The sequence below is a fragment of the Affinundibacterium flavidum genome (genome assembly GCF_014284175.1).
Classification (GTDB): Bacteria; Pseudomonadota; Gammaproteobacteria; order Burkholderiales; family Burkholderiaceae_D; genus Undibacterium; species Undibacterium flavidum.
On record NZ_JACOGA010000005.1, the window covers coordinates 35473 to 58864 of the forward strand.

19 protein-coding genes are annotated in these 23392 nt (G+C 43.3%); 4 read left to right on the forward strand and 15 right to left on the reverse strand.

Features of this window, described 5'->3' with window-relative positions; all coding sequences use genetic code 11:
* Nucleotides 1-7: 7 nt before the first annotated feature.
* The 4 genes from H8K55_RS06340 to H8K55_RS06355 all read right to left on the reverse strand — a co-directional run bounded on the left by H8K55_RS06340 (nt 8) and on the right by H8K55_RS06355 (nt 4688).
* Nucleotides 8-1276: an efflux RND transporter periplasmic adaptor subunit gene (locus tag H8K55_RS06340; RefSeq protein ID WP_186941246.1), complete on the reverse strand. Its 1269-nt coding sequence runs from the start codon at nt 1274-1276 to the stop codon at nt 8-10.
* 179 nt (nt 1277-1455) lie between these two features.
* On the reverse strand, nt 1456-2748 hold the full coding sequence (locus tag H8K55_RS06345) for an alginate O-acetyltransferase AlgX-related protein (RefSeq protein WP_222612385.1): 1293 nt from the start codon (nt 2746-2748) through the stop codon (nt 1456-1458).
* Between the two features lie 10 nt (nt 2749-2758).
* Nucleotides 2759-4183: an MBOAT family O-acyltransferase gene (locus H8K55_RS06350; protein ID WP_186941248.1), complete on the reverse strand. Its 1425-nt coding sequence runs from the start codon at nt 4181-4183 to the stop codon at nt 2759-2761.
* 58 nt (nt 4184-4241) lie between these two features.
* On the reverse strand, nt 4242-4688 hold the full coding sequence (locus H8K55_RS06355; RefSeq protein WP_186941249.1) for an Lrp/AsnC family transcriptional regulator: 447 nt from the start codon (nt 4686-4688) through the stop codon (nt 4242-4244).
* A 132-nt stretch (nt 4689-4820) separates the two neighbouring features.
* Here H8K55_RS06355 and lysA point away from each other — a divergent pair, with 132 nt between their 5' ends.
* A complete protein-coding gene (gene lysA / locus H8K55_RS06360) occupies nt 4821-6068 on the forward strand; it encodes a diaminopimelate decarboxylase (protein ID WP_186941250.1) in 1248 nt (415 codons plus the stop codon).
* Nucleotides 6069-6316: 248 nt separating this feature from the next.
* Here the strand turns inward: lysA and H8K55_RS06365 are convergent, their stop codons facing one another.
* Both H8K55_RS06365 and H8K55_RS06370 read right to left on the reverse strand, forming a co-directional pair.
* Nucleotides 6317-7171 carry a hypothetical protein gene (locus H8K55_RS06365; protein WP_186941440.1) on the reverse strand — a complete coding sequence of 285 codons (855 nt, stop codon included), beginning with the start codon at nt 7169-7171 and terminating at the stop codon, nt 6317-6319.
* Nucleotides 7172-7249: 78 nt separating this feature from the next.
* Entirely contained in the window at nt 7250-8509 is a 1260-nt protein-coding gene (locus tag H8K55_RS06370) for a helix-turn-helix domain-containing protein (RefSeq protein ID WP_222612386.1), read from the reverse strand.
* Nucleotides 8510-9235: 726 nt separating this feature from the next.
* On the opposite strand from H8K55_RS06370, the gene H8K55_RS06375 reads away from it, so the two are divergent.
* Nucleotides 9236-9778, forward strand: a complete 543-nt coding sequence (locus tag H8K55_RS06375) for a GSU2403 family nucleotidyltransferase fold protein (protein WP_186941252.1) — start codon at nt 9236-9238, stop codon at nt 9776-9778.
* A gap of 77 nt (nt 9779-9855) precedes the next feature.
* Here the strand turns inward: H8K55_RS06375 and H8K55_RS06380 are convergent, their stop codons facing one another.
* The 4 genes from H8K55_RS06380 to H8K55_RS06395 all read right to left on the reverse strand — a co-directional run bounded on the left by H8K55_RS06380 (nt 9856) and on the right by H8K55_RS06395 (nt 16512).
* Nucleotides 9856-10893 carry a hypothetical protein gene (locus tag H8K55_RS06380; protein WP_186941253.1) on the reverse strand — a complete coding sequence of 346 codons (1038 nt, stop codon included), beginning with the start codon at nt 10891-10893 and terminating at the stop codon, nt 9856-9858.
* A gap of 333 nt (nt 10894-11226) precedes the next feature.
* The gene (locus tag H8K55_RS06385) at nt 11227-12528 is read right to left on the reverse strand and encodes an HlyD family secretion protein (protein WP_186941254.1); all 1302 of its coding nucleotides are present in this window, start codon (nt 12526-12528) and stop codon (nt 11227-11229) included.
* The gene (locus H8K55_RS06390) at nt 12528-14720 is read right to left on the reverse strand and encodes a peptidase domain-containing ABC transporter (protein ID WP_186941255.1); all 2193 of its coding nucleotides are present in this window, start codon (nt 14718-14720) and stop codon (nt 12528-12530) included. Before H8K55_RS06390 ends, H8K55_RS06385 begins: the two co-directional genes overlap by 1 nt.
* A gap of 208 nt (nt 14721-14928) precedes the next feature.
* Entirely contained in the window at nt 14929-16512 is a 1584-nt protein-coding gene (locus tag H8K55_RS06395; protein ID WP_186941256.1) for a thioredoxin domain-containing protein, read from the reverse strand.
* A 157-nt stretch (nt 16513-16669) separates the two neighbouring features.
* On the opposite strand from H8K55_RS06395, the gene H8K55_RS06400 reads away from it, so the two are divergent.
* Nucleotides 16670-16831, forward strand: coding sequence for a hypothetical protein (locus H8K55_RS06400; RefSeq protein WP_186941257.1), 162 nt, complete (start codon nt 16670-16672; stop codon nt 16829-16831).
* A gap of 275 nt (nt 16832-17106) precedes the next feature.
* On the opposite strand, the gene H8K55_RS06405 is transcribed toward H8K55_RS06400, so the two are convergent.
* A complete protein-coding gene (locus H8K55_RS06405) occupies nt 17107-17859 on the reverse strand; it encodes a phytanoyl-CoA dioxygenase family protein (RefSeq protein WP_186941258.1) in 753 nt (250 codons plus the stop codon).
* Nucleotides 17860-18027: 168 nt separating this feature from the next.
* On the opposite strand from H8K55_RS06405, the gene H8K55_RS06410 reads away from it, so the two are divergent.
* Nucleotides 18028-18672 carry a YcbK family protein gene (locus H8K55_RS06410; protein ID WP_186941259.1) on the forward strand — a complete coding sequence of 215 codons (645 nt, stop codon included), beginning with the start codon at nt 18028-18030 and terminating at the stop codon, nt 18670-18672.
* Nucleotides 18673-18751: 79 nt separating this feature from the next.
* Here H8K55_RS06410 and H8K55_RS06415 read toward each other — a convergent pair whose 3' ends face one another.
* The 4 genes from H8K55_RS06415 to hutG all read right to left on the reverse strand — a co-directional run bounded on the left by H8K55_RS06415 (nt 18752) and on the right by hutG (nt 23363).
* Nucleotides 18752-19027 (reverse strand): hypothetical protein, encoded by a 276-nt coding sequence (locus H8K55_RS06415; protein WP_186941260.1) that lies wholly within the window; start codon nt 19025-19027, stop codon nt 18752-18754.
* Between the two features lie 189 nt (nt 19028-19216).
* Entirely contained in the window at nt 19217-21049 is a 1833-nt protein-coding gene (locus tag H8K55_RS06420; RefSeq protein ID WP_186941261.1) for a DUF885 domain-containing protein, read from the reverse strand.
* A gap of 92 nt (nt 21050-21141) precedes the next feature.
* Nucleotides 21142-22527, reverse strand: a complete 1386-nt coding sequence (locus H8K55_RS06425; RefSeq protein ID WP_230408507.1) for a formimidoylglutamate deiminase — start codon at nt 22525-22527, stop codon at nt 21142-21144.
* Nucleotides 22528-22529: 2 nt separating this feature from the next.
* Nucleotides 22530-23363: an N-formylglutamate deformylase gene (gene hutG / locus H8K55_RS06430; protein ID WP_186941262.1), complete on the reverse strand. Its 834-nt coding sequence runs from the start codon at nt 23361-23363 to the stop codon at nt 22530-22532.
* Nucleotides 23364-23392 lie beyond the last annotated feature (29 nt).

The window sequence follows — 23392 nt, forward strand, 5'->3', positions numbered from 1 at the left end:
AATAAGATTAATTATTGAGAGAGACTTTTTCTGCGTTTTCAAACTGATCGGTACCGGCGACAACCACCTTATCGCCCACTTTCAAACCGTCTACGACTTCTACTGCTGAGATACTGGTAGCACCTAATTTGAAGGGGCGGCGGATCGCCATATTATTGTCAACGACGTAGACAAAACGACCGCCTTCGCTTTCAACAAACGGGCCACGTGCCAACATCAATACATTGGGTTTTTCTTCGATTAAGAGACGAGCGGAAACGCGTTGGCTTTGACGCAAACCCGATGGCTGCGCACCATCAAAACGAACCCGCGCCAATACCTGATTCTTCACGACCTCAGGTGACAAGGCAGATAATTTTCCTTTAGTCGTGACGCCGTTAATGGTGATTTCTGCTGTCATCCCCAAACCCAAATCAGCAACATAAGTTTCTGGAATTTCTAACTCGACTTCTAACTGCGATAAATCGACCAAAGTCATCAAAGCAGTATTCGCTGCAACCACACTGCGATTGGCAACCGACAAAGTACCGACCATGCCATCCACCGGGGCTTTTAAGCGCAGCTCTTCCACTTTACGTTTTGCATCATCACGTACCAGACGCTGCTGTTCTAATTGTGCACTCTTGGTTTTCAGGTTCAGATCAACATCTTCATTTTCCAAACTGGTGGCGGCTTCTGCATGTTTAGCGCGGATTTCTGCCGTTTTCAAAGCATCTTGGGCGCGCATATAATCGATCTTGGAAATCACACCAGATGGACCAGCTTTTTCAAAGCGCTCGAAAGTTCTAGCCGCGGTAACGCGTTCAATTTCCGCCTGATCAGCATCACGTCGGGCAATCAGTTTTTGCTTACGTGCCAGAATTTTTTGACGACCAACTTCCGCTTCTAATTGGTCGTAATTAGCTTGTTCGCGTTTGAGTAAATTGGTGAGGTCGGGCGATTCCAGTTCGGCGACGATATCGCCTTTTTTTACCATATCGCCCGCTTTGACTTTCAAGGTTACGGTGCTCGACGCGGTCGAATACAAGGTAGGACTAATCGCCGCAACCATACGACCATTCACCGCGACATCACGCACCAAAGTGCCGCGAGTCACTTGAGCGATTTTGATACGTGATGCATTAATAGATTTACTACCGTTAGCAAAAGCACGAAATAAGAAGAAACAAGCGATCACTAAAACGAGTGCCAGCACCATACCAGCAACTAATTTCTTTTGACGCCAGACTGGCACTGCGGCAATAACCGCATCTTGACCTGATGTATCACGAATCATGGAACTTCCTTAGCAAGGTGTGTCGAATACCATAGCTTTAGCAGGAAGTGTGCCAAGTTAAAAAATTACGGTAAGTACTTGATTTTAATCAAATTTACACTTTTTACTTAAGAAAATCAAAAGCGTCCGCAGTGTCCGATTCAAGGTTTGGCTACGAACTCGGACAGCACCTTACGTATTCAATTTTCCAAAGGAAATGGGTGCAATTGCCTTAATACTTTATTCAGCTCAATGGGACAATAATTAAGCGAACGGCTAAAGCAGCTAATTGAGTAATCATGGAATAGATACAGAACCTGCTGTGGCGCAAAGTTTGCGAAGTTTGCCCGCAGAGTTGTCATTTCTTGTTCTGACAATTGTCCTGAACTATTAATAGAGATGTGCCAGACTTCAGAAAAATAGGGAGAAAAATAACCTGCACCGCCATTTCCAAACGAATCGGAAATGATCAATAATTTTTTACCTGATGTCGGTGTCGGGGACTGCCAACGGTAACGTGAAACATCACCCAACTTTGCAGCGCTAGGCAACTCGGGGAAGCAATCTGGTCCAACACAGGCGGTAATATTCGACGCCCCATAATCAGGGCTCTCTATCTGGGCGACCAAAGGCACGCCGGGCATGAAGCGCTGCAAATCAGAACTGACTGTTTCAGGATGAAAGCGTAAACTTCGGGCAGCGTCCATATGCCACTGCTGCTCAGCCAGCTCTCGAGCAAAAACTTGCGCACCACGTCCATGCCAATGAAAATTCACTGCTGGATATAATTGCATTTCTGCCTTTTGTTTTTGCATCGCTGCTAAAGGATAAAAGACAGTATTGGAAACTTCGGGACTGGTTAGTGCAATTTGCTGCAAGATTGCAGGTAGCGTCGGTATCTGATGCGCACATTCTGCTTGCATCCAGGCTGGTAGCAATTCCGAATATAAAATCGGTTTGGTCGGGACGAATGCGATCGCAGTTGCTTGCTTTTCGTCCGCTTCTTTACTTTCGGTCTTCGATGTTTGTGTCACAACTTGCATAAAGCTGGTGACGCTCGTCGCCAATTCCTGAACGACAGCAGGCGTGACGCCTTTTCCACATAAAAATTGACGCATACGTTGAGGGTGAGCAGCGTCATGGGAAGTGAAGAACAGTGTCTGCTCGCCGCCCATCGCTAATTGTAGCGATGCAGTTTCACCTAAACCATAGAAGCGCAATTGATTATTCCACGCGATCATCGATTGGCGCAGTCCAAAATGATCGTTCAGATAAGCATCCATCTGATTGGTCCAAGCCAGCACCGCAGCCAAATTATTCGGACGCTGTGGCAGCGCTGCCAATTCCCGATTTTCCAATGCTGGATCAGCTTGGTCTAATTTCAACACCTGTATAACTGCGGGTAGCAGCAAAATTACAAACCAAAAACACAGGAAACCGTGCCGACGAACCATGCGGATAGGTTCAAACAAAATAGACAAAAATCGCATCATCTGTTCTCACTCAAAACCGGAAATAGATAAATGGGTTATAGGCACCACTCGCCAAGCTGATCATGCACAATACAAATAGCCCAAGCAGGGATATTTGTCGAATTAGTGTCACACTACGACTAGCTGGAAATCTAGCCTGAACAGCGCTCAGCAACATTGATTGAGCGGGCGTTGCCAACACAATTCCTGCTATGATTGCCAACAACAAGCTGGGGTGAAGATATGCTGCTAAAGGCGTCGCCTGCGCCATATCCAAGTTACCAATGCCAAACATACTCAAGGCAAAATTTCCTGCGGATTGGATAGATTCAGATCGAAATAAAACCCAAGCCAGCATCACCACCAACATCGTGTAGAGATGACGCATAGGTTTCCAACAGCTTGCTATCCACGCTGATAAACCTAGACGTTCTGCGACCAAAAACAAGCCGTGATATATACCCCAGACAACAAATGTCCAGTTAGCACCATGCCACAATCCACACAGTACGAACACGCTGAATAAATTGACCGCTGTGCGCAACGACGTGCCGCGATTTCCACCTAAAGGTATATACACATAATCACGGAACCAGCGTGACAAACTCATGTGCCAGCGGCGCCAAAATTCAGTAATCGATTGTGCGATATAGGGGAAGTGAAAATTACGCGGAAAGGTAAATCCGCAGACTATTCCGAGGCCTATCGCCATCAAAGAATAGCCGCCAAAATCAAAATAGATTTGCAAGGTGTAACTCAGTGCCCCTAACCAGGCAACACTGCTCAATAGCTGGTCAGAGCTCAATCCAAAAATTTGATCAGCACTCAATGCAAAGGTATTGGCCAATAATATTTTTTGGGCTAACCCCAAAATAAAAAAACGCACCCCAGTCTCAGCACGCGCCCACGACCAGCGTCTTTGATGCAGTTGCCGCGCGACCGTCGAAAAGCGAACGATGGGTCCGGCCACCAATTGTGGAAACATGATGATGTACGTAAATAGCGCGACAAAGCTTTTTTCTGGTGCCGTTTTCTTGCGATAAATATCGACCAGATAGGAAATAGCGTGAAAGATGAAAAACGAGATACCCAAAGGTAAGCTGACTTGCTCGGGCCGTGTGATTTGAAAATGCAAAGCCGAGCCCGCCTGCATCACAGTATCCATCGCAAAATTAAAATATTTGTAGTACGCCAGGCCGCCTAGATTGAAACCTACTGCCAGTACGAAGGCTAGTTTGGCAGAAGCTCCGCGCTGTTGCGCATTCGCTATCCACAAACCAAAACCATAGTTTGCAACGATACAAATCAGCAGCAAAGGCAAATTCGCTGGCTCGCCCCAGGTATAAAAAATCAAACTGGCAATCGCGAGTACCGCATTTTTCCATGGCAGTACACGATATAACACGAGGAATATCGGCAAAAAATAAAATAAAAAACTGATTGAACTAAAAACCATGCGAGACTTTTTTCTTAATAGTGAAGGTTAAATTTCCAATGAAAATCATCAAAGGCAATCAAACTTCTGGCGTGGCAATCACCTTGCCAGCCACATGCGTCGTCAGCACAATTGCCGTCGAAGTCGAGCCAAAGGCATTGAGTTGATTAATAATACGCTGCAGATGTTCGACGTCCGTCGCCAGTACCTTCATCACTGCGCCATCTTCGCCAGTTACGGTATAGCAATCGATAATCTCAGGGCAATTCGCGACGAATTGTGCGTACGGCCGGCCTTGTTGGGTAGAGACGCGTATCATTGCTGTAATGTCATAGCCGAGAGCCTTGGGATTAATGTCGGCACGATAACCACGGATGATATTGCTGCTTTCAAGGCGCTTGATACGTTCGGAGACTGCGGGTTGACTCAGGTGCACCTGACGGCCAATTTCAGCATGCGACATGCGAGCATCTTCTTGCAATAATTGCAGGATTTTTTTGTCAAATTGGTCGATTTTTTGATTCATAAGCAAAACCTCGTGATTTTTAGTGAATCCACGGTGAAAGTGCGATTTCACCTTTGAACACCCATTTAGTTTTGGCATTGTACGCGTTACAGTAGTGCATCTCAAATGTCCTTACCTGATCTGGAATTCTTTATGCCTAACGCCATCTCCGCAGCACAAATACATCACATCGCGCAAACTTATCAAACACCGTGCTGGGCATATGATGCGGCTTTGATTCGCGCCCAGATTGCGCAGTTACGCCAGTTTGACGTAATTCGCTTTGCGCAAAAGTCCTGCAGCAATCTTCACATTTTGCGTTTGATGCGCGAACAAGGTGTGTTAGTGGATTCAGTGTCTCTGGGAGAAGTCGAACGCGCGCTCGTAGCAGGATTTGATCCTAGCTCGGCATCGGCGCATGCACCTATCGTGTTCACGGCGGACTTACTCGATCAGCATGCATTAAAACGCGTAGTGGAATTAAATATCCCGGTCAATTGCGGCTCACCACAAATGTTAGAACAGCTCGGTGAAGCGCATCCGGGTCACCCAGTTTGGTTACGTATCAATCCTGGCTTCGGACATGGTCATAGCCGCAAAACGAATACCGGTGGCGAACAAAGTAAGCACGGCATCTGGCATGAAGAACTACCGCAAGCCTATGCTCTGATCCGTAAATATGGTCTGCAATTAGTTGGCTTACACATGCATATCGGTTCGGGCGTCGATTACGACCATTTACAAAGTGTGTGCGATGCCATGATCACACAAGTCAAAAACTGCCCGCTAGATCTGCAAGCCATTTCTATCGGTGGTGGCTTATCTATCCCGTATCAAGCTGGCGAACCCGAAGTCGATACTGCACATTACTTCGAGATTTGGGATGTAGCACGTCAGCAGATCGAAGCGCATCTCGGTCACAAGATCAGTATGGAAATCGAACCAGGGCGCTTTTTAGTCGCACAATCGGGCATCTTGATTTCTGAACTGCGCGCACAAAAACAAGTTGGTAGCAACTTCTTCGCCTTCGTCGATGCCGGTTTCAATGATCTGGTACGTCCTTCCATGTATGGCAGCTTCCACCGCATCAGCGCCCACATTACCAATGGCGAACTACGCACAGGCAATACCCGCCCTACTGTCGTCGCTGGCCCGCTCTGCGAATCTGGCGATGTCTTCACCCAAGAAGAAGGTGGCGTCGTCACGCATCAAGATTTACCTGCCTGCGAAGTCGGTGATTTATTGGTATTTCACGACGCTGGCGCTTACGGAGCCAGCATGTCGTCGAATTACAATTCACGACCATTGATTCCTGAGGTGTTGGTGGATGGCGATGAGGTGCGATTGATACGTCGTCGGCAGACTATTCAGGAGTTGATGGGCTTGGAAGTAATAGATTAGTAAGTAGCCAATTAGCGCTGATCGAATCAAACAAATTTGTATGCGTTTCACTCTCTAGTTCTCTACTTCAAGCTATGCCAATCAAAGAATTAGATGCAGGCTATCTGGCTAGAGCACCAATCATTTTGTTTGACGCTTTTGAATGACACATCAATTGTTTCACGACTTATCTTGCGACTGTTGCAATATGAAAGACGAAGTCAAGCGGAAATTGGATTTGCTACTTAGATCCCGAAGAGCAGAGAATACTAACTCTCATTCATTCGCTTGGTCATCTGTTCAATTTTTATTGGTGAAGTAAGCACATCATGCAATTGATCATGCTTTACTTTCCCTAAGTGAAATTGCTTTATCCATTCGGAACAAATTTTCACTTTTGCACAATTTTTGGAAGCCAATATTGCTGGTATAAGCGAAACACCTTTTGCGTCGACACCGTTTTTTTCCAGTTTCAGCATTACGTCGGCCTGATATTCTTCTAAGTCTTGAACAGTAGATCTCCACACCCCTAATTGTGGTAGTTCTCGCTCCACACCACCTCTATCAAATTCACTTACCGCCATTAAACTTGCACGTGCACTTTTATGACCTATTAGTGCCTTTTTTAGAAGTCGGTCTATTTTCTCCAATTCATTTAAGAGGGTAATATCTTCGTCTGCATAATCAGAAATGGAGCTCCTCTCGAATAGCACTTTTTCTTGATCGTACAAACAAAGGAAAACCAAATTTCCCGTTTCCCAAAGTTTTTTGGCTTCAGTAACGGCTATATCAATATGGTACGTTTCTACTTTTGCTGTGCGTTCTACTTGCTTTTCATTAACGCAGGTGATGCGAATTCCTTCAAGCATTTCCAGACGTTTCTCCATAGCAATGTGTGTTCCCAACACGATATCATCACCATTGCCTTTACTGTTATCGCGCAGACCAAGGAAACTCTGACTCTCAAAAAAATGAGCACGAACAGGTACTACATTCACACTATTATTTGAATCATCGTCGTCAGATGCCCCCATTTGGCTCATACGATTCTGTTCGCTCGCGCAATACGCATCATTATTTGGATTCATGCTATCGCTACGATCATCATTTGAACTTCGACTCATATATGTATTCCTTTACAGAAAAATTAAACTTTCAAAATTGCCGCTAATCACGCAAACACGTGATGCTGATCGGATACTTTAGGCTAACTCACTCTCGGTTCGTCGAAGCTCAATAAATTGTTTGCGTCTAACTTCCGCCCAAGGCGCTTGATTAAATTGATTGCTTTCATCGATCCAGCCCAAATCAATTTCAAATTTCTTTAATTTACGCCTTACCGCAAAAAAACTGCCTTTAGCTTTTTCAGTTAAAGTCAATTCAACACCGCGCATTGCCAAGAAGAAGCCATATTCTTCCGTATTTAAACCATCACAAATATCTTGAAGATATTCCTCAATCTCATGGTTAAAACTAAAATTGCGCTTCTCCACACACTCCCAATCCTCATCATTTCTTCCCACACCTCTATTTTCAAAAACAAGAATTTGAATTATTGGTGCACTCCCTACTGCGGGTGCGACTTTACCGTAAATGTCAACGGAATCAGCATATTGCCAAGCGAATTTCTCCAGATCTCTCGACACATATTCATCCTCCCAAACGTCGGCGTGAATCCATGACATTCCATCTTCGCGGGAGACTCTACATGCGACACATTCAAATACATTTTTGCGCGTATTATTGCTAAATTCACCTGTCAGACGATGATGAAATTTACTTTTCTCCAAGGTGAACTTCAAACTCCCTTGGCAATGGCTTGATAAATATTTTCGGCTATCTTCCAAAAAATAATTGATACTCGCTGAACCAAGTAAGAGTTTTCCAAGTACATGTTCCAAATGAAAGAAATCAGAATAAATCCACCAATAACATGCGTCGCTTCCATTCATCGGAAAGTCGTCTCTTTCCAATAAAAGGCAAGCGTAAATTTTACGAATTTCCTTTCCATTGCCATGAAAAGAAAATTTTTCAAAATCACGCAACAATTCAGACGCCAAACTCCTATATGCCCAATCTTTGTCTGCCATATCCCATGACATCAATTCACCAAGCTCAAACTTTAGCAATGTAGAAATTTCCTCTAACAGAAAGGTATTCTCACTTAACTTCAAATAGCGAATTCGATTCCTTAGTTTCTTTCCCAGTGCTTCACCATACTCAAAATAATCACGATTCAAAAGATGTTCAATCGTCACCCCTAAGACTTTAGCAAGCGACTTAGCTCTAACTAAACTTACCTTGCCAGTTTCTTCAATTTTTTGATACATACGCAATCGTGATTCCTCGTTTGCCTTACTTAAAATAGAAAAAGCCTGGTCAGCCAAAGCCTTTTGCGACATCGGCACTGCTTTACGACACACTTGAAGACGCTCATTATCGATTTGAATTAATTTCGCCACGTTTTGCACCATGTTTTAACTGAATAATTCATATTAGCACTGGTAAAAAATCGTAACAATGTGACTTTTACGACTTTTTGAGATTTATTTTATATACCTACGTAAACACAATACAAAGATGCTCAAACGATGCTTAAAATAGCACTCAGCTTTAAAAATCCAAGTTAATCCAGCTTTTTTGCCACATAATATTAAAAAATATGTGGCAAAAATTTACTGCACAAACCACCATTGCCACACATTTTTTAAATTTATGTGATAAGCAAGGAGTTGACAGAGTGAAACAGCTCTACTCGACCCTTCAAGCAACCCACCACACCGAATTCGACAATCTCAAAAACGCAGGAAGTCATTCATATTGGAACACCGGGTCGCATTGAAGATCGATTGCGAGGATCTGATACATTTTTTATCATCGTTTTTACGATGCAAAGAGCAAGCCATCGGAGAAATAATTTGGTGACCCGTCAGGGAATCCTGAAGCGGACATCCTTCTTAGGAATGCACTCGATAATATCCAAAGTGCAGAAATGGTTGTACGAAGCGTCAGGGAACTCCGTAAACTTGGTTTTGCGGTGATTGAAGACAAGGCAGGTGCCACATTAGCGGCATTACATAACCACAAACTTTTTGCCGGTGGACTCACATTAATTGGAAGTCATGCCTACGGCGTAATTCTTAATCACCTTAGTGTGAAGGCAGCAAGTTACCTAACAGAGGACATTGATGCAATGCGATAAACTCATTGAGCCTTGCTACAGCGCCGCAAATGAGTCTGCTCGAAATCCTGCAGCAGCAGGGCTGCCATTTATCAAAGCGAAGACAGGCTTAAAGCCTGGAGGAAAATCAGAAACCTACAAGCTGCCAGGCAAAGAAAAACTCTTAGTTGACCTCTTAGTGAACGGATCTGATACAGGGACACCCGTTTTGATCCCTGAATTGAACGCCTATGCCCAATCGGTACTTCATCTGGATTATTTAGTCGACGAAAAAATGGAATCCGTCATTTTTAGTAAAACCTACACAGTGCCCGTCTACACGCCCAATCCTGCTCGCTTTGCCATTCACAAATTATTTTCAGCTCTTTCGCGTATCAATCAATCTGCAAAAAGTGATAAAGACATCCTGCAAGCCGCTACTGTGATATGTGCGACGGAGGATAAATATCCTGGAGATATTGAAGATGCCTTGCTCGCTTCCTCATGCGGGAAAGACAATCATGTTGCAAGGCATGAGGCGAGCCTTGCCGTTCATAAAATCACATTCTGAAGAATATGCCAGCAATTTGATGACATTGATTAAAGAAATAAACCTAGGGGCACTGATATACCATTTTTTCTCCCTGATTAAGGTTTGATCTTGAGCCAATTGTTATAGTCATGAATCGCAAATGCATATTTGGCCGTTTTGGTCGCACTTGTATTGTCAATTTTGGTTCTCAAGCCATTTAAAACATTCAACATGGCAGCTTCGCCTTCTTCATAAAAAGTGATGTAAGTAGGATCGGTTCCTTTGACTGGAGAAACATCGGCGCTGACGATGGTTTTTTTGCTGTATCTGACACCAAGAATCAGGTCTTTAGATGCGACTCCCCACATGCCACCACCTTGGCCTTCCAGAGAATCGCGATACGTCATCACGGCTAATGCCGCAATCTTAGTATTGGCATACAACCACTCGGCAAGATTATTCGGTAAGGGAAGCGAGGGGTTATACGCATACGGCAGGATAGCCTTGTCGATATAGGTTTCTCCATCGAACCAGAAGGGAATCGCAAAGCTTAAGGGTAAATCACCTGGCAATCGGGCAGGAACACCAATTCCAGATTTCGCATCTTCTACACGTTTTATCGCGTCATTAATGAAGCCCTGATAGGCTGCGATGGCTTTGTCATGATGTACTTCACTTCTCCACAAAGCGGAGGTGTACGGTTCTACATCCAGATGAATGCCTGCTAACCGTTGGTTCATGTTTGCTTTGGTCTGGTAAGCGAAAACCCAATCAAAAAAAGCTTTTTTATTACTTGCACCATCGGGAGTAATCCAATTATCCGCACCATCGAGGGCATGTACTTTGATAGGATAAGAACGATTCTCGACGATCACTTGTGCAGCGCCTAAACTAGCTACCAGATATTGATATTTTTCAACTCGAATATCGCGGTTAATTTGAAGATAAATTTCAGTAACGCGTTTATTTTTGCAAAAAGCAATCAAATTATTAATCTGAACTTTATCTGCGGTCGTAATGGTTTTTGAGGTAGAAATAAGTGCGCTGGTATCCCAAAGCCAAGTCGTTTTTCCGCTATCAACGGCACTAGCATTGAAGGAAAAAAAACATGATGCAGCAAACGCGATTGCTAAAGAAATTTTTCGTAAATGCATGATAGGAGTCATCCATAGAGGTTAAAGAACAATCTCTAAATAGTAATACTTTTTTTCATGCACCAAGCAAACTGTTTTGTAAAGAAGTGTAAGGATTAAAAATACTTATTTTTAATAATAAAAAATATTAGATTTATATTTTTGGCGTTTTAGCAGTTTAGTCGCCGCGAAAAAAGTGATTCTCATGCTGAGAACAACTAACGAGCAAAGCTTGAAGTCAGTTCCAACATACACAATAAAATCAGAAACAGCGCGACAACAATGTGCTACTTTTTGCGATTACTTTGCTTCAAAAATCCGCCAAGATTTACCATTGTCTAATTGTTATAGCGATCAAACACGGTTAACAATACTTCTAAATTTTCCTAATAGCCTGCTCAATAAACTATGGTTATCGGTAATCACTTCTCCCAAACCTGTCATTTCATTTCTATAGTTAAGCTCTTTGTTATAGGAGGTCTTTAAGCCATTAGGAAGCTCGACATCAATCGCATAACTATTATTATTAATTACCAAGGAAATATTTTTTACTCGTCCTTTTAAAATTCCATATTCTGCGTATGGATAATTTTCCAATTTAATATTGACCAGTTGCCCAAGCTTTAACTTACCAGAATTTTGTATCGGTAAAATAAGGCGTGCGATACAGTTGGGTTTATCCAGTGGTACGACGCTAAATGCCTCTTCACCTGCCTTGATATTTTGATTCGCTATCCAGAAATTAAAAAACGAAACCTTACCGTCAATGGGAGAAATTAATAAAAAATCCTGTCGCCATGTCTCGATGGATGACTGCAAATTTTTCATCGACTGTTCAAGCTCAATCTTATATTTACTGGATTGCTCCATATGTAGCATGTTTAATTGCAGTTTATTTTTCTCAATATTGTTGATCGTAATTCTTGTGCTCGCATGGGTAATTTTCAAACTTTCAAAAGCACTTTGTGCACGAAGAAAGTCCTTCTTTTTATTTTCAAAATCACGTGCTGAAATAAGTCCATCTCTATATAGACCCTGATCTCTGAAATAATCCTTTTCTGTCAATGCGAGCTCATCACTATACAATTTCACTTGTTGTTCATATTTCGCTAGCAATTGATTTTGGCTTGCAACCTCTCGCTCTAACAGTACAATTTCCTTATGTTGAGGATTCATATCTACAAATAATTGATAGTCTTTATAGGCCTTCAAAAATTGTAAATAGTCTGCTGTGAGGTCTCCCATTTTAAGCGCATCGTTAAAACTAAAATTGGGCAGAGAATTGCCTGGCCTCATCTTGGATACTAGTACTTGTATGTCCTCACTTACTTTCAATACATTGTGATAATCGGCCGTATTTTCCAAGATCGCTAAAACACTACCTTTGCGAACCTCTTGATTATCTTTCACCAATAAACTCGCCAACTTGCCGCTAGTACGCGCAACCACCGTAACAGAAGGATTTAAGGTTGTGACTGTGGCTTTGGCAACTAATATGTCTGGGTAACTAATAAAATAGGTCAGTGCGACACCAAGTGCCATCATAGAAAAAATAATCAGCATTCCCCAATTGAATAACCAACTTGGTGATGACTCTAAAATTTCTGTCACTTCGTCGGTACGAAGTTCAATTTCCCTGTCGAGATGATCAGTCATTAATTTCCTAACTCCAGCTGATTCTTAACTAAGCTATAGTAGGCTCCTTTTGCAGCCGTCAGATCCGCATGGTTTCCAATTTCAACAATATGACCTTTATCTAAAACGATAATCTGATCCGCATTTTTGACTGTGCTTAGGCGATGCGCAACCACCACCACTGTTTTACCTTTACAAAACTCATCCAAATTATTCATGATGGTTTTTTCATTGTTCGCATCCAATGCACTTGTTGCTTCATCAAAAAACAAATAGTCAGGATTTTTATAAACTGCTCTGGCAATCAATATCCTTTGCTTCTGACCAGTACTGAGGCCAATTCCCTCTGCACCTATTTTCGTATTGAAACCCAAGGGCAAACCATCGATATACTCTTTGATATTCGCGGTAATAGCGGCATGTTTAAGTTTATGTTTGTCGATAGACTCATCACCAATCGCAATATTATTGGCAATCGTATCGGAAAAAATATAGCCTTCCTGCATCACCACACCACATTTTGAGCGCCACAAACTAGATGAGAGTTGCTTTAAATTATTCTCGTTAAGCGTAATCTCTCCTTGGCTTGGTTCATAAAACTTTAATAAAATTTTGAGCAAGCTTGTCTTGCCACTTCCACTTGCGCCAACAATGGCGGTGATTTTATTGGCGGGAATAGTGAAGTTAAGATTATTCAGCACCAGTTCTTCAGAGACCCCTGGATAGCGAAAATGAACCCCTTTAATATGAAGCGCCGCATTTGCTTCTAGTTCGAGAATAAGTTCTTTGTGAATTGACTCTTCGTCCTCCCGACCGTGAATGTCACCCAACCTTTGCAGGCTCAATTTCGCATCTTGCCAGTGTTGAATAAATTGGACGAGTTCCATAATCGGTGCGTTCAGTTGCCCCGTGATATAACTTACTGACAGCATCATTCCCAAAGTAATATTTCCATCCAACACCAGCTTCGCAGTCAGAAAGGTAATCGTAATATTCTTAAGTTCATTAATAACTGCTGAGCCAGAATTTTGCCATTGCGTCAGCGTCAGGCCTTGCAAATTGATTTTATATAATTTGACTTGTAAACTTTCCCATTGCCAGCGCTTTTGTCGCTCGGCATTATGTAACTTGATTTCTTGCATGCCATTAACGATCTCTATCACTTTGCTTTGATTCAAGCTACTTTGGCTAAACCGTTTAAAATCAAGATCAGCTCTATACTTCAAGAAAAAAATAACCCATCCAATATAAGCAAAACTTCCTAATGTGAAAACCAGGAAGATAGACAGGTCATACCAAGCCAATACCAAACTAAAGGTGATCAGGTTGAACATTGAGAATAATACGCTCAATGAACTGCTTGTTAGAAAACTCTCAATACGGTAATGATCACCAATACGCTGCATAATGTCGCCAGTCATCTTGGTATCAAAAAACGCAATGGGTAGTTTCATCAATTTGACAAAAAAATCTGATACCAAAGCAATATTAATGCGGCTACTCATATGCAGCAAAATCCAACCACGAAGGATTTCTATTGATGTTTTTCCCAAAAAAACCATCAATTGAGCAAATAGGATCAGGTAGATGAAATTCAAATCGTGCGTCTGAATACCAATATCCACGATACTCTGCGTCAAGAATGGAAACAGCAATTGCAAAAGACTGCCAGCAAGTAATCCAATCATCAACTGGACAACCAGTCTGCGATGTTGAACTAGGTATTTTGAAAGAAACAGAAATCCATTTTTATCATTTTTTTGACGATCCGCACCCGCTAAATTTTCATCAAAAAATTCTGGCGTGGTTTCAAAAAATAAAACCACACCTTCATCTATGCCATCGCCAACCCAGCCTTTGATGAACTCCGCTTTTGAGTATTTGAGCAGGCCATGGCTAGGATCCGCCACATAAACAAAATTCTTACTAATTTTATAGATGACGACGAAATGATTTTGGTTCCAATGCGCGATACAAGGAAGGGGCGCATCATTAGCAAGCTTGTCAAACGCTAATTTGACACCTAAAGTCCGAAAGCCTATTTTTTCTGCAGCATCGCTTAAACCTAATAAGCTAGCGCCTTCGCGCGTCGTTTGCGTCGCTTGTCTCAAATCGTGCAATGAATAGCTTTTGCCAAAATGCTTCGCAATCATACGAAGACAAGTGGCGCCACAATCCATCTGATCTGGTTGTTTATAAAAAGTGAATTTCATCTATTTTTTATTATTATGTGAGCCTTTATCTTGCAATAGCGAAGACAATAAATTGGTATCTATTTGTACTAAAATCTACGAATGAACAACAGTCCTCTAAAAAGAAAACAGCCAAGTTGGAATACACATTGGACTATTCTAGGTAACGGGGAAAATATCAGGAGCACACAAACGCACAGACTTATCACCTGTGCGTTTTCAAACTTGATTAACGACTTGATTGTGCCTTCAAGAGCAAAGGAATTAATTCACGCAAGTCTTCCACTCTGTATAGGTCGGGATAATGATATCCATCTATAAGAATCGCTGGCGTCCGTCTGATATTTGCATATATCGCCCATTCTTCATGCGGGACTAAGCTTGAATAAGTGTCCACCTCACTATCACCTGGATACTGCTTTGCAAACTGATCTAGCTTGGGATTTGCAAACCAAGCGTTTAACACTTTCCTGCAATATTTACGATCTGCCAAATGCGGAATCAGATTCCGTAATATTTGTTGAACTACCTTGGTTCTATCATCAGCAGCATCCGTCGCGCTCAATACAAACCGTACTTGCAAACCAAAATCATAAACATCCAACAATTCATCCAGTTGTTGATGCGCATGTGCGCACGGTCCGCAGAACGGATTAGATATCACAGTTATTTGTAATGCTGCATCCTTATTTCCAACTTGGATTTCGTTTTCAAAAGGACTGACATCCAAGGGTGCAGATGTTCTTAACAGAGAGGTAAATATGTCTTTATTGAAGTAAAGTTTGTAAGCTTGATTTTTTTCAGCCGACTCTTTTAGCTGTTTCTCTTTGATCGTACGATATGAATTCCATATCAACACCGTGCTTAAGCATGTCAACGCAAAAAATACTACTTCATCGAACTTTGGCCACACCAATCCAGAGGTTTGAATGCCAAATGAGAGTACAAGAAATTGACAAAAAACGCTTCCTAAAATTGCCAGACATATTGGGCACCACTCCTTCTGAATGCGCCACTGCAAATATACTGACACCGGAATGACGAGTAAGGAAAATACACTGGCAACAAATAAGATGCTAGCTAGGCCCAGCATTTGTGCAGCATTCATTATTATCAGAATGATGAATGAAACCAAAAACCAAGACATCGCCAGGTCACTAAATCCCAGGCCTAAAATTTTCTTCGTTTTTTCAGTGCCTGAGTTTCTGCAAGTAGTTAAACTTCCACAAAACTGTTCTGCCACTTTATTACTAATGCCTAGTTCATTACAGGCACCAGACCATGCAAACATCAAACCGAAACCACTCACCAAGAATGCAAGAAATAAGATCCAGTTAAAATTTAGTAAGAAATAAGTTGTCGCAAGAGCTGAGAAAGTGAGCAGGCTATAGTTTCTGAGCTGGGTATTCTTGATCTTATTCGCTAGCTGTTCTTCACCCGTAGAGTGTTGCCAACCATCAGGCGCTTCTACAGCTAATACAATACCATCCCAAATTTCCTCAAAATTTTTCCGTACTTTCCTTAATTTTTTGAGACTATCAATTAAAACAAATTCCCCGCCATTCGTTTTAACATGCGCCAAAAAAGGGAATGGGATTTCATCCAAAAGATGTTTTTCAATTTTGACGACTACACTCTCTAATCCCAAGTCATTAAGTACTTCACTCACGCACCATGCCGATGGATAGTCTGGGTGACGCATTAATTTTTCTGCGACGTAATCGCCGGCAATATCGATTTCCTTACTCGACAATAAGCGTTGTACGCTCTGATACAAAGATGCATCCAAATTTTTCCCCTTCAGAACTTCCAAAATGTTTCCAATATTGATGTAGCATAAACATACACATTAGAGAAACAATAAGTAGTAATTTAACTAAATTTATTTTATCATTAAATTGAAAATTGACGCGCAAGCGACTTAATCAATTTTCACTTCATGTTCACTAATTCAAAAAGGAAAAGATGTCATGCAAAAATTAAAAGATCTGGGACAAACGCTCACCAAACAACAGCAGCAACAAATATTGGGTGGGATTGCTAAGAATTGCAATAGCTGTTCAGTTCCCGGCTACTGCGATCCTGATCTGCCAATGTGTCCTAGTTGCGGTGGAAGAACTTGCTATAACTAAGCTTAGCAATAGACTGATAAATAAACGCTAATCAAAAAAACAGCCGATTTGATAGTAGCTCCGATACAGACTTCTGAGTATCGCGTCTGAGTGGCTTGATAGCTTGCATCGATTAGCATTTTCACTCCGCCGGACATGCAGTTTCTCGCATCCGGCGGTTGAAATCAGCGATCTGAATCACACTGCATCGATACTTACCCAAAATTCATATTGCGCATCACAATCATTGTCCATAGATAAGACTCGATAAATGCATGCCATCCCCTTTTAACAGCCTAAATGCTCACCTCAGCTAGGCTGGCAGAACGACTACCTACTTGCGGCAAGTTGTCCTGAGCCCGATATGTGAACACCATAGAAAACTTAGTCTGCCCAGTCTGATTACAACCAGCCGCATGAAATAAATTGCTTGAAAATAGCAAGACGTCGCCTTGCTGCAAAGGTACGGCTTGGGCTTGCGCCAGCAGGTCTTGATTGCGTTGCAGGTCGGCGCGTAGAAATTGCGCGCTATCTAATTGCTCTGCATCGATCTGCCATTGATGTGATCCCGGCAAAACTAGCAGGCAGCCATTTTCAATTCTTTCGTCGCGCAATGCCAGCCAAACGCTGATCAGTTCTGGCTTTTGAAAATTCCAATAACGGCTATCTCGGTGCCAACCAGTCAAACTAGAAAATCGCGCTTGTTTGGTCATGATGCAGTTATGGTGAACTTGCGACATCTTCGCGCCTTCACCCAATAGCTGCTTCAACACGACGCTTAAGTTAGTTTGCGTCGCCCAATCTGCCAACAACGGGGCACGTGCATAGGCTTGCAATAAACGTCTTGCAGTTTGCCCTCCCTCTGCATCACGAGACACAGGTGCACCCGGATAACGGGTATCGGCTTCGTACTCGATTGGCAGCACAACTTGATCTAACTGTTGCTGGGCGAGGTCAAGCACTTGTTGGCAATATTCGGGCGAACTAAAAGCTGGCAACACCAAGTAGCCTTGCTGTTGGAATTGCGCGATTTGAGTGGGGCTTAGCATGGACGTAAAAGATCAAACTAAAAACAGCATTATAGTAGTAAGTTGTATCCACATCGTGCTGTGTTCGCGTCTTCATTGTCGAAGCACTCTAAAGAAAAATTAATAGAAAGTACGCAAGCAGACAGATACCCGTTAGAATTTCTTATCTTTGTTTTTGATCGCCAGAACATGCAGAATCGCCGCCAGTTTTTTAAGAAATCGCTGTTATTGACTGCCAGTGGATTATTGATCGGCAGCCGCCCACTATCAGGATTGGCACAAGACGGTGACAACAAAGCGAGCAAATTGACCCCGCCGCCAGATCTATTCGATGCACAGGTGTTGGATGTTGATTTTTGGCTGAAACCCCGCACGCTCGATTTGATCAGACCAGCCAGCGGTGAACGCATTAAATTATTGTATTGGAAGGACGGCGATATGCTCGATTCGGCCTACCAACAATTTTGCCATTTGCTGCGTGATGTGAATGGAAAAAAAAGCGCACCTATTGACCCCAAATTATTAGAAACCTTGTGGGCGACGCAAGCCTTCATTGCACGCTTCGGCATGACCAAGCCACTCGAAGTATTGTCTGGCTATCGCACCCCAGAATCAAATCAACGATTGCGTGAAGAAGGGATTCCCGCTGCTCGTAAGTCTTTGCATTTAGAAGGAAGAGCTGCGGACATTCGAATTGGCGACTTGCATGAAGAAGTTTTAGGCGAATTGATCCAAAGCTTTAAGCAAGGTGGCGTGGGATTTTATTTCCGCGCCAGTAGCAAAGGTGGCTGGATACATACGGATACAGGTTTGCAAAGAACTTGGACAGGCTGACGCGGCTCAGCGTAGATTAATCCGAGGTAGTAAGAATTGCTTTGGAGTTGATATTAGTCAGACTAGCTTGACTGCTGCTCTATTTTTTCTTACGACTACGATCAGCGGATTCACGCAAGATGGTGAAGTTCCAATCGTGTTCATTAGTGACGCCATTATGTATTGTCGTAATTCGAAATAATTCAGGCGTTGCTTTTAGTCTTTGACCAGTCGCTTCCAGTTTAAGAGCGAGGTCATTTCTATCATAGACGTCCAATTCAACCAATGAACCTTCTATCGCCGCTGGCGACAATAGGGAGGCGATGGTTTTTGGTGTGAATTCCAACATATACACTGGCATCGCAAAGGCACCCATGGCGGCTCCAAGTTTGTAGCACATAGAATCGAAGTGAATTCTTTGATTCTACTCGCGCAACTTCAATTAAGGAAATTTATTTCCACTTGGGAAAATAAAATGGGCGACAAAACCACAGGGTTTTGTCGCCCATTTTTATATAATTTCAATTAACTTACTTACAATTCGGTCTTTTCAAGGACTTTGCAATTACTTCTTGGTGGCGACCCATGCTTTAATCCGGCTTTCCAATACATCTAGCGGCAACGCACCTGCACCTAGCACTTCATCATGAAACTCCTTCAGGCTGAAGCGAGCTCCTAATGTTTTGCTAGCGTAATCACGCAATTCCAAGATCTTCAACTGACCAATTTTGTAGCCTAATGCCTGACCCGGCCAGACGATGTAACGATCAGTTTCGCTCTGAATTTCAACTTCTTCTATACCAGAATGATTACGGAAGAAATCGACGACTTGTTGTCTATCCCATTTTTTATAGTGCAAGCCTGTGTCTACCACCAAGCGAATCGCGCGCAGCATTTCATCTTGCAAATGTCCATAGTAGCTGTAAGGATCTTTAAAGAATCCTAATTCACGCCCCAATCGTTCAGAATACAAAGCCCAGCCCTCTACATAGGCGTTATTGCCGCCTTGTTGACGGTAAGGAGGCAAGCCTTCCAGCTCTTGTGCAATCGCGATTTGCATGTGGTGTCCAGGCACGCCTTCATGCAGGGCTGTGGTTTCTATCGACAAAGTCATGCGATTCGCAAAGTCACCGGTATTGACCATCACGTGACCAGGACGTGACCCATCCGCTGCACCGGGATTATACGAAGCACCTGCTGCTTCTTTCTCGCGGAATTCTTCCACTGCCATGATCTTCACTTTGGCCTTAGGCAAACGACCGAATAACTCTGGAATCTTGGTGTACATTTGATCGGTGTACTTGTTGTACAAATCCAGAATTTCTTGACGTGACTTTGGATGCAAATCAGGATTTTTTTCCATCGAGGCATTGAAGGATTTCAGATCTGCGAAACCTAATTTTTTTGCCACTTCTAACATCTGTCCTTCAATACGAGCAACTTCACGCAAACCTATCTGATGAATTTCTTCCGGCGTTTTGTTCGTTGTCGTTTGTGTTTTCACTTGCAACTTGTAACGCGCCGCTCCATCCGGCAAAGACCACAGACCTACGTCTTTACGACCGTACGGCGCGTAATCGCTGCGTACAAAGTTGGAGAAATTTTGATAAGCAGGTAGCACTTTTGTTTTGATCGCATCCAATACTGCGCTTTTCAAACGCTGTTGATCAGCCTCAGAGATATCTGCAGGAAATTGTGCCACTGGTTTAGCGAAAGGCGAAGTCTCCATGCTCATCGCAATCAGGTCATCACACTGTCTGGCAATTTTTGGCAATAAAAATTGTGGTGGCATGATTTTGTTTTTCACACCCAACCGCATCTGAGCGATGGTTTGCTCAAACAACGCTGGCAGTTTGTGCAAACGCGCAATATAGTCTTCGTAATCTTTGACCGAAGTAAAACTCAGCATGGTGACTAATTCTGGCGTATCTAAATGCAAGCCGGAATTTTGCAGCACTGGCATTTGCCAAGACTTGAAGCGGGCACCTTCTAATTCTTCTTGTAATTGGCGCACCATTAAGTCTTTATTGAGTTTTTGTTGGACGTTAAATCCCTTAGTATCAATTGCTTGAAAGCGTTTCAAAAAATCACGCGTCATCTTGAGATTTTGATCAATCGCTGCTTGCGAAAAATCGCGCAACTGATCGTTATAGCGTTTGTCGCCCAACATAGAAGCATATTCTGGACTTGTGCGTAGACCATACTCCCATTGCTCAGCTAGTAACTTCTCTAAGGCTTGCAGACGCGCTGCCAAAGTCGCATCTTGACGATCCGCCTTAGCAACGACGACCGCAGGTGTACTTGTTTCTGCTTGCGCCGTCACAGCGAATACCGGAGCGCTTAAAATGCCGATACTGATCAATAATCCATGCAAATTGTTAGTCGCAAATTTCTTCATAATTTCCCCTTTTCTTGTTAATTGATTTCGACTTATTTCTGTCGTTCTTATTTCTGTCGTTCTTATTTCTGTTGCTGCTATTTCCACCACGATCAAAGTTGTCGCAATTGCTGCATGCAACGCACGTAGTTAGCATTGATTTGTGTCTGCTCACGATGCCGCCCTGCTTCTACCACTTGCTGACCACCAACATACACATCACGAATCAAATTGTCGTTACCGGTAAACACCACGCTACTTAAAACATCCGCCGCATCAATGTTTTGCAAATTTGGATGCTGATCATCAAAGATAATGAAATCAGCGCGACAACCATTCTGCAAATATCCGACATTGCGCCCCGATGCTTGCGCACCGCCAAGCAAACATTGCTGCCACAAGAAATCGGCAACCCGTCGCTGCCCCTTAACACTCGCGATGTTACGACCTTGCTGCTTTAATCGTTGTCCATATTCTAGCCATCGAATTTCTTCCACCACACTTTGCGAAGCATGACTATCAGTACCTATGCCGAAGCGTCCATGCGCAGCAATATAATCGGGCAACTCAAAAAATCCGTCGCCGAGATTGCCTTCGGTCGAAGTGCAAATACCCGCCACAGATTTGCTAACTGCCATGCTTGCCACTTCGTGTTGCGTCAAATGGGTTGCATGCACTAAACACCAACGCTCATCCACTGTTTGCGTATCGAATAACAACTCCACCGGACGCTTACCTGTAGCCGCCACGCAAGCATTCACCTCACGCATTTGCTCGGCGATATGAATATGAATTGGACGTCCGGCTGGCATTGCGGCGACGAGCTCACGAATCTGATCTGTACTGGCGGCACGCAATGAGTGTGGTGCGACGCCGACTTCGACCTGTGCATTGCGTTGCCCATCAAGCGCACTGATGATATTTAGGATTTGTTCTACATTGGTATTGAAACGGCGTTGATCTTCACGCAAAGGCAATTGCTTAAAATCGGCATAGCTGTAAAGCACAGGCAACATGCTGATACCCATCCCCGTCAGATTTGCCGCGGCAATCACTTGCTTTGCTGTCTCTGCTATATCCGCGTAAAACGCGCCATCCGGCGCCCTATGCACGTAATGGAATTCACATACAGAAGTGTAGCCATGACGCAGGCATTCGGAATATAACTGCGCGGCGATGGCCTGCATTTGTTCAGGCGAAATCGCTAATGCATAGCGGTACATCAAATCACGCCATGTCCAGAAACTATCTGGTCCTTCACCAGCGATTTCCGTCATACCGGCCATCGCACGCTGAAACGCGTGTGAATGCAAATTCGTCATACCCGGCGACACGAAGCCGTGTTGTACTTCGTAAGCCGACGGAATTGCATCGGTTTCTATGTGTGTGAAATTGCCAGATGCATCCCAATGCAGACGCACCTGGCTCACCCAACCAGTCGGTAATAAAGCCTGTTTTGCAAACAGCGTCTGCGCCATGTTAGATGTTGATGTACTCATGATTATTTTCCGGCATTAGCCGTTTGTGCTGCCCAGTTCAGGCAAGTTTGTAAGAGTTGTTTGAGTAGAGGTTGCACTTGCGCCGCCAGATCAGCGCGATACGCAAATGGCGATTGCTCATTCATGTACACACATTGACTCATTTCTAACTGCACTGCATGAATATTCTGCGCAGGCTGTCCGTAATGACGAGTGATATGTCCACCTTTAAATCGCCCGTTGAAGATATAGCTAAAAGGTTTGCTGTTCCCGTTACTATTACTGTGGCTGTTCATCACATCATGCAGCCCATTTTGCAGTCCCAGATCGCAAGATTTTTGATCAGCCGTACCAAAATTCAAATCAGGCAATCTTCCCTCAAAAAAACGTGGTACTTGCGAAGCGATAGAGTGCGCATCCCACAATATCGCGATACCGTGCTGATCACGCATACGCTGCAACTCAGCGTGTAGTTGTTGGTGATAGGGTTGCCAGTATTGTTGTATGCGGTTTTGTACTTCCGCAGCATCTGGCCCTTGACCGTTTTTATATAAAGGTTCTTTCGCAAAAGTATCGACCGGACACAAACCCGTCGTATCTTGCCCTGGATATAAATTCATATCATCGGAAGGGCGATTCAGATCGACGACGTAGCGCGAATATCGCGCATGAATACACGAAGCGCCTAGCTCATCTAGCATATTGTATAGCAAGGGCAAATGCCAATCCGTATCGGCTTTAACCTGAGCGACAGGATTGAGTTGAGCGAGTACTTGTTCTGGAATCTCGGTGCCGACATGCGGCATAGAGATCAACAAAGGAAGGCTTCCTTGTTTGAAATGAAAAGCGGCAGACATGATAGTTTCTCTGATAGTCGATAGGGTTG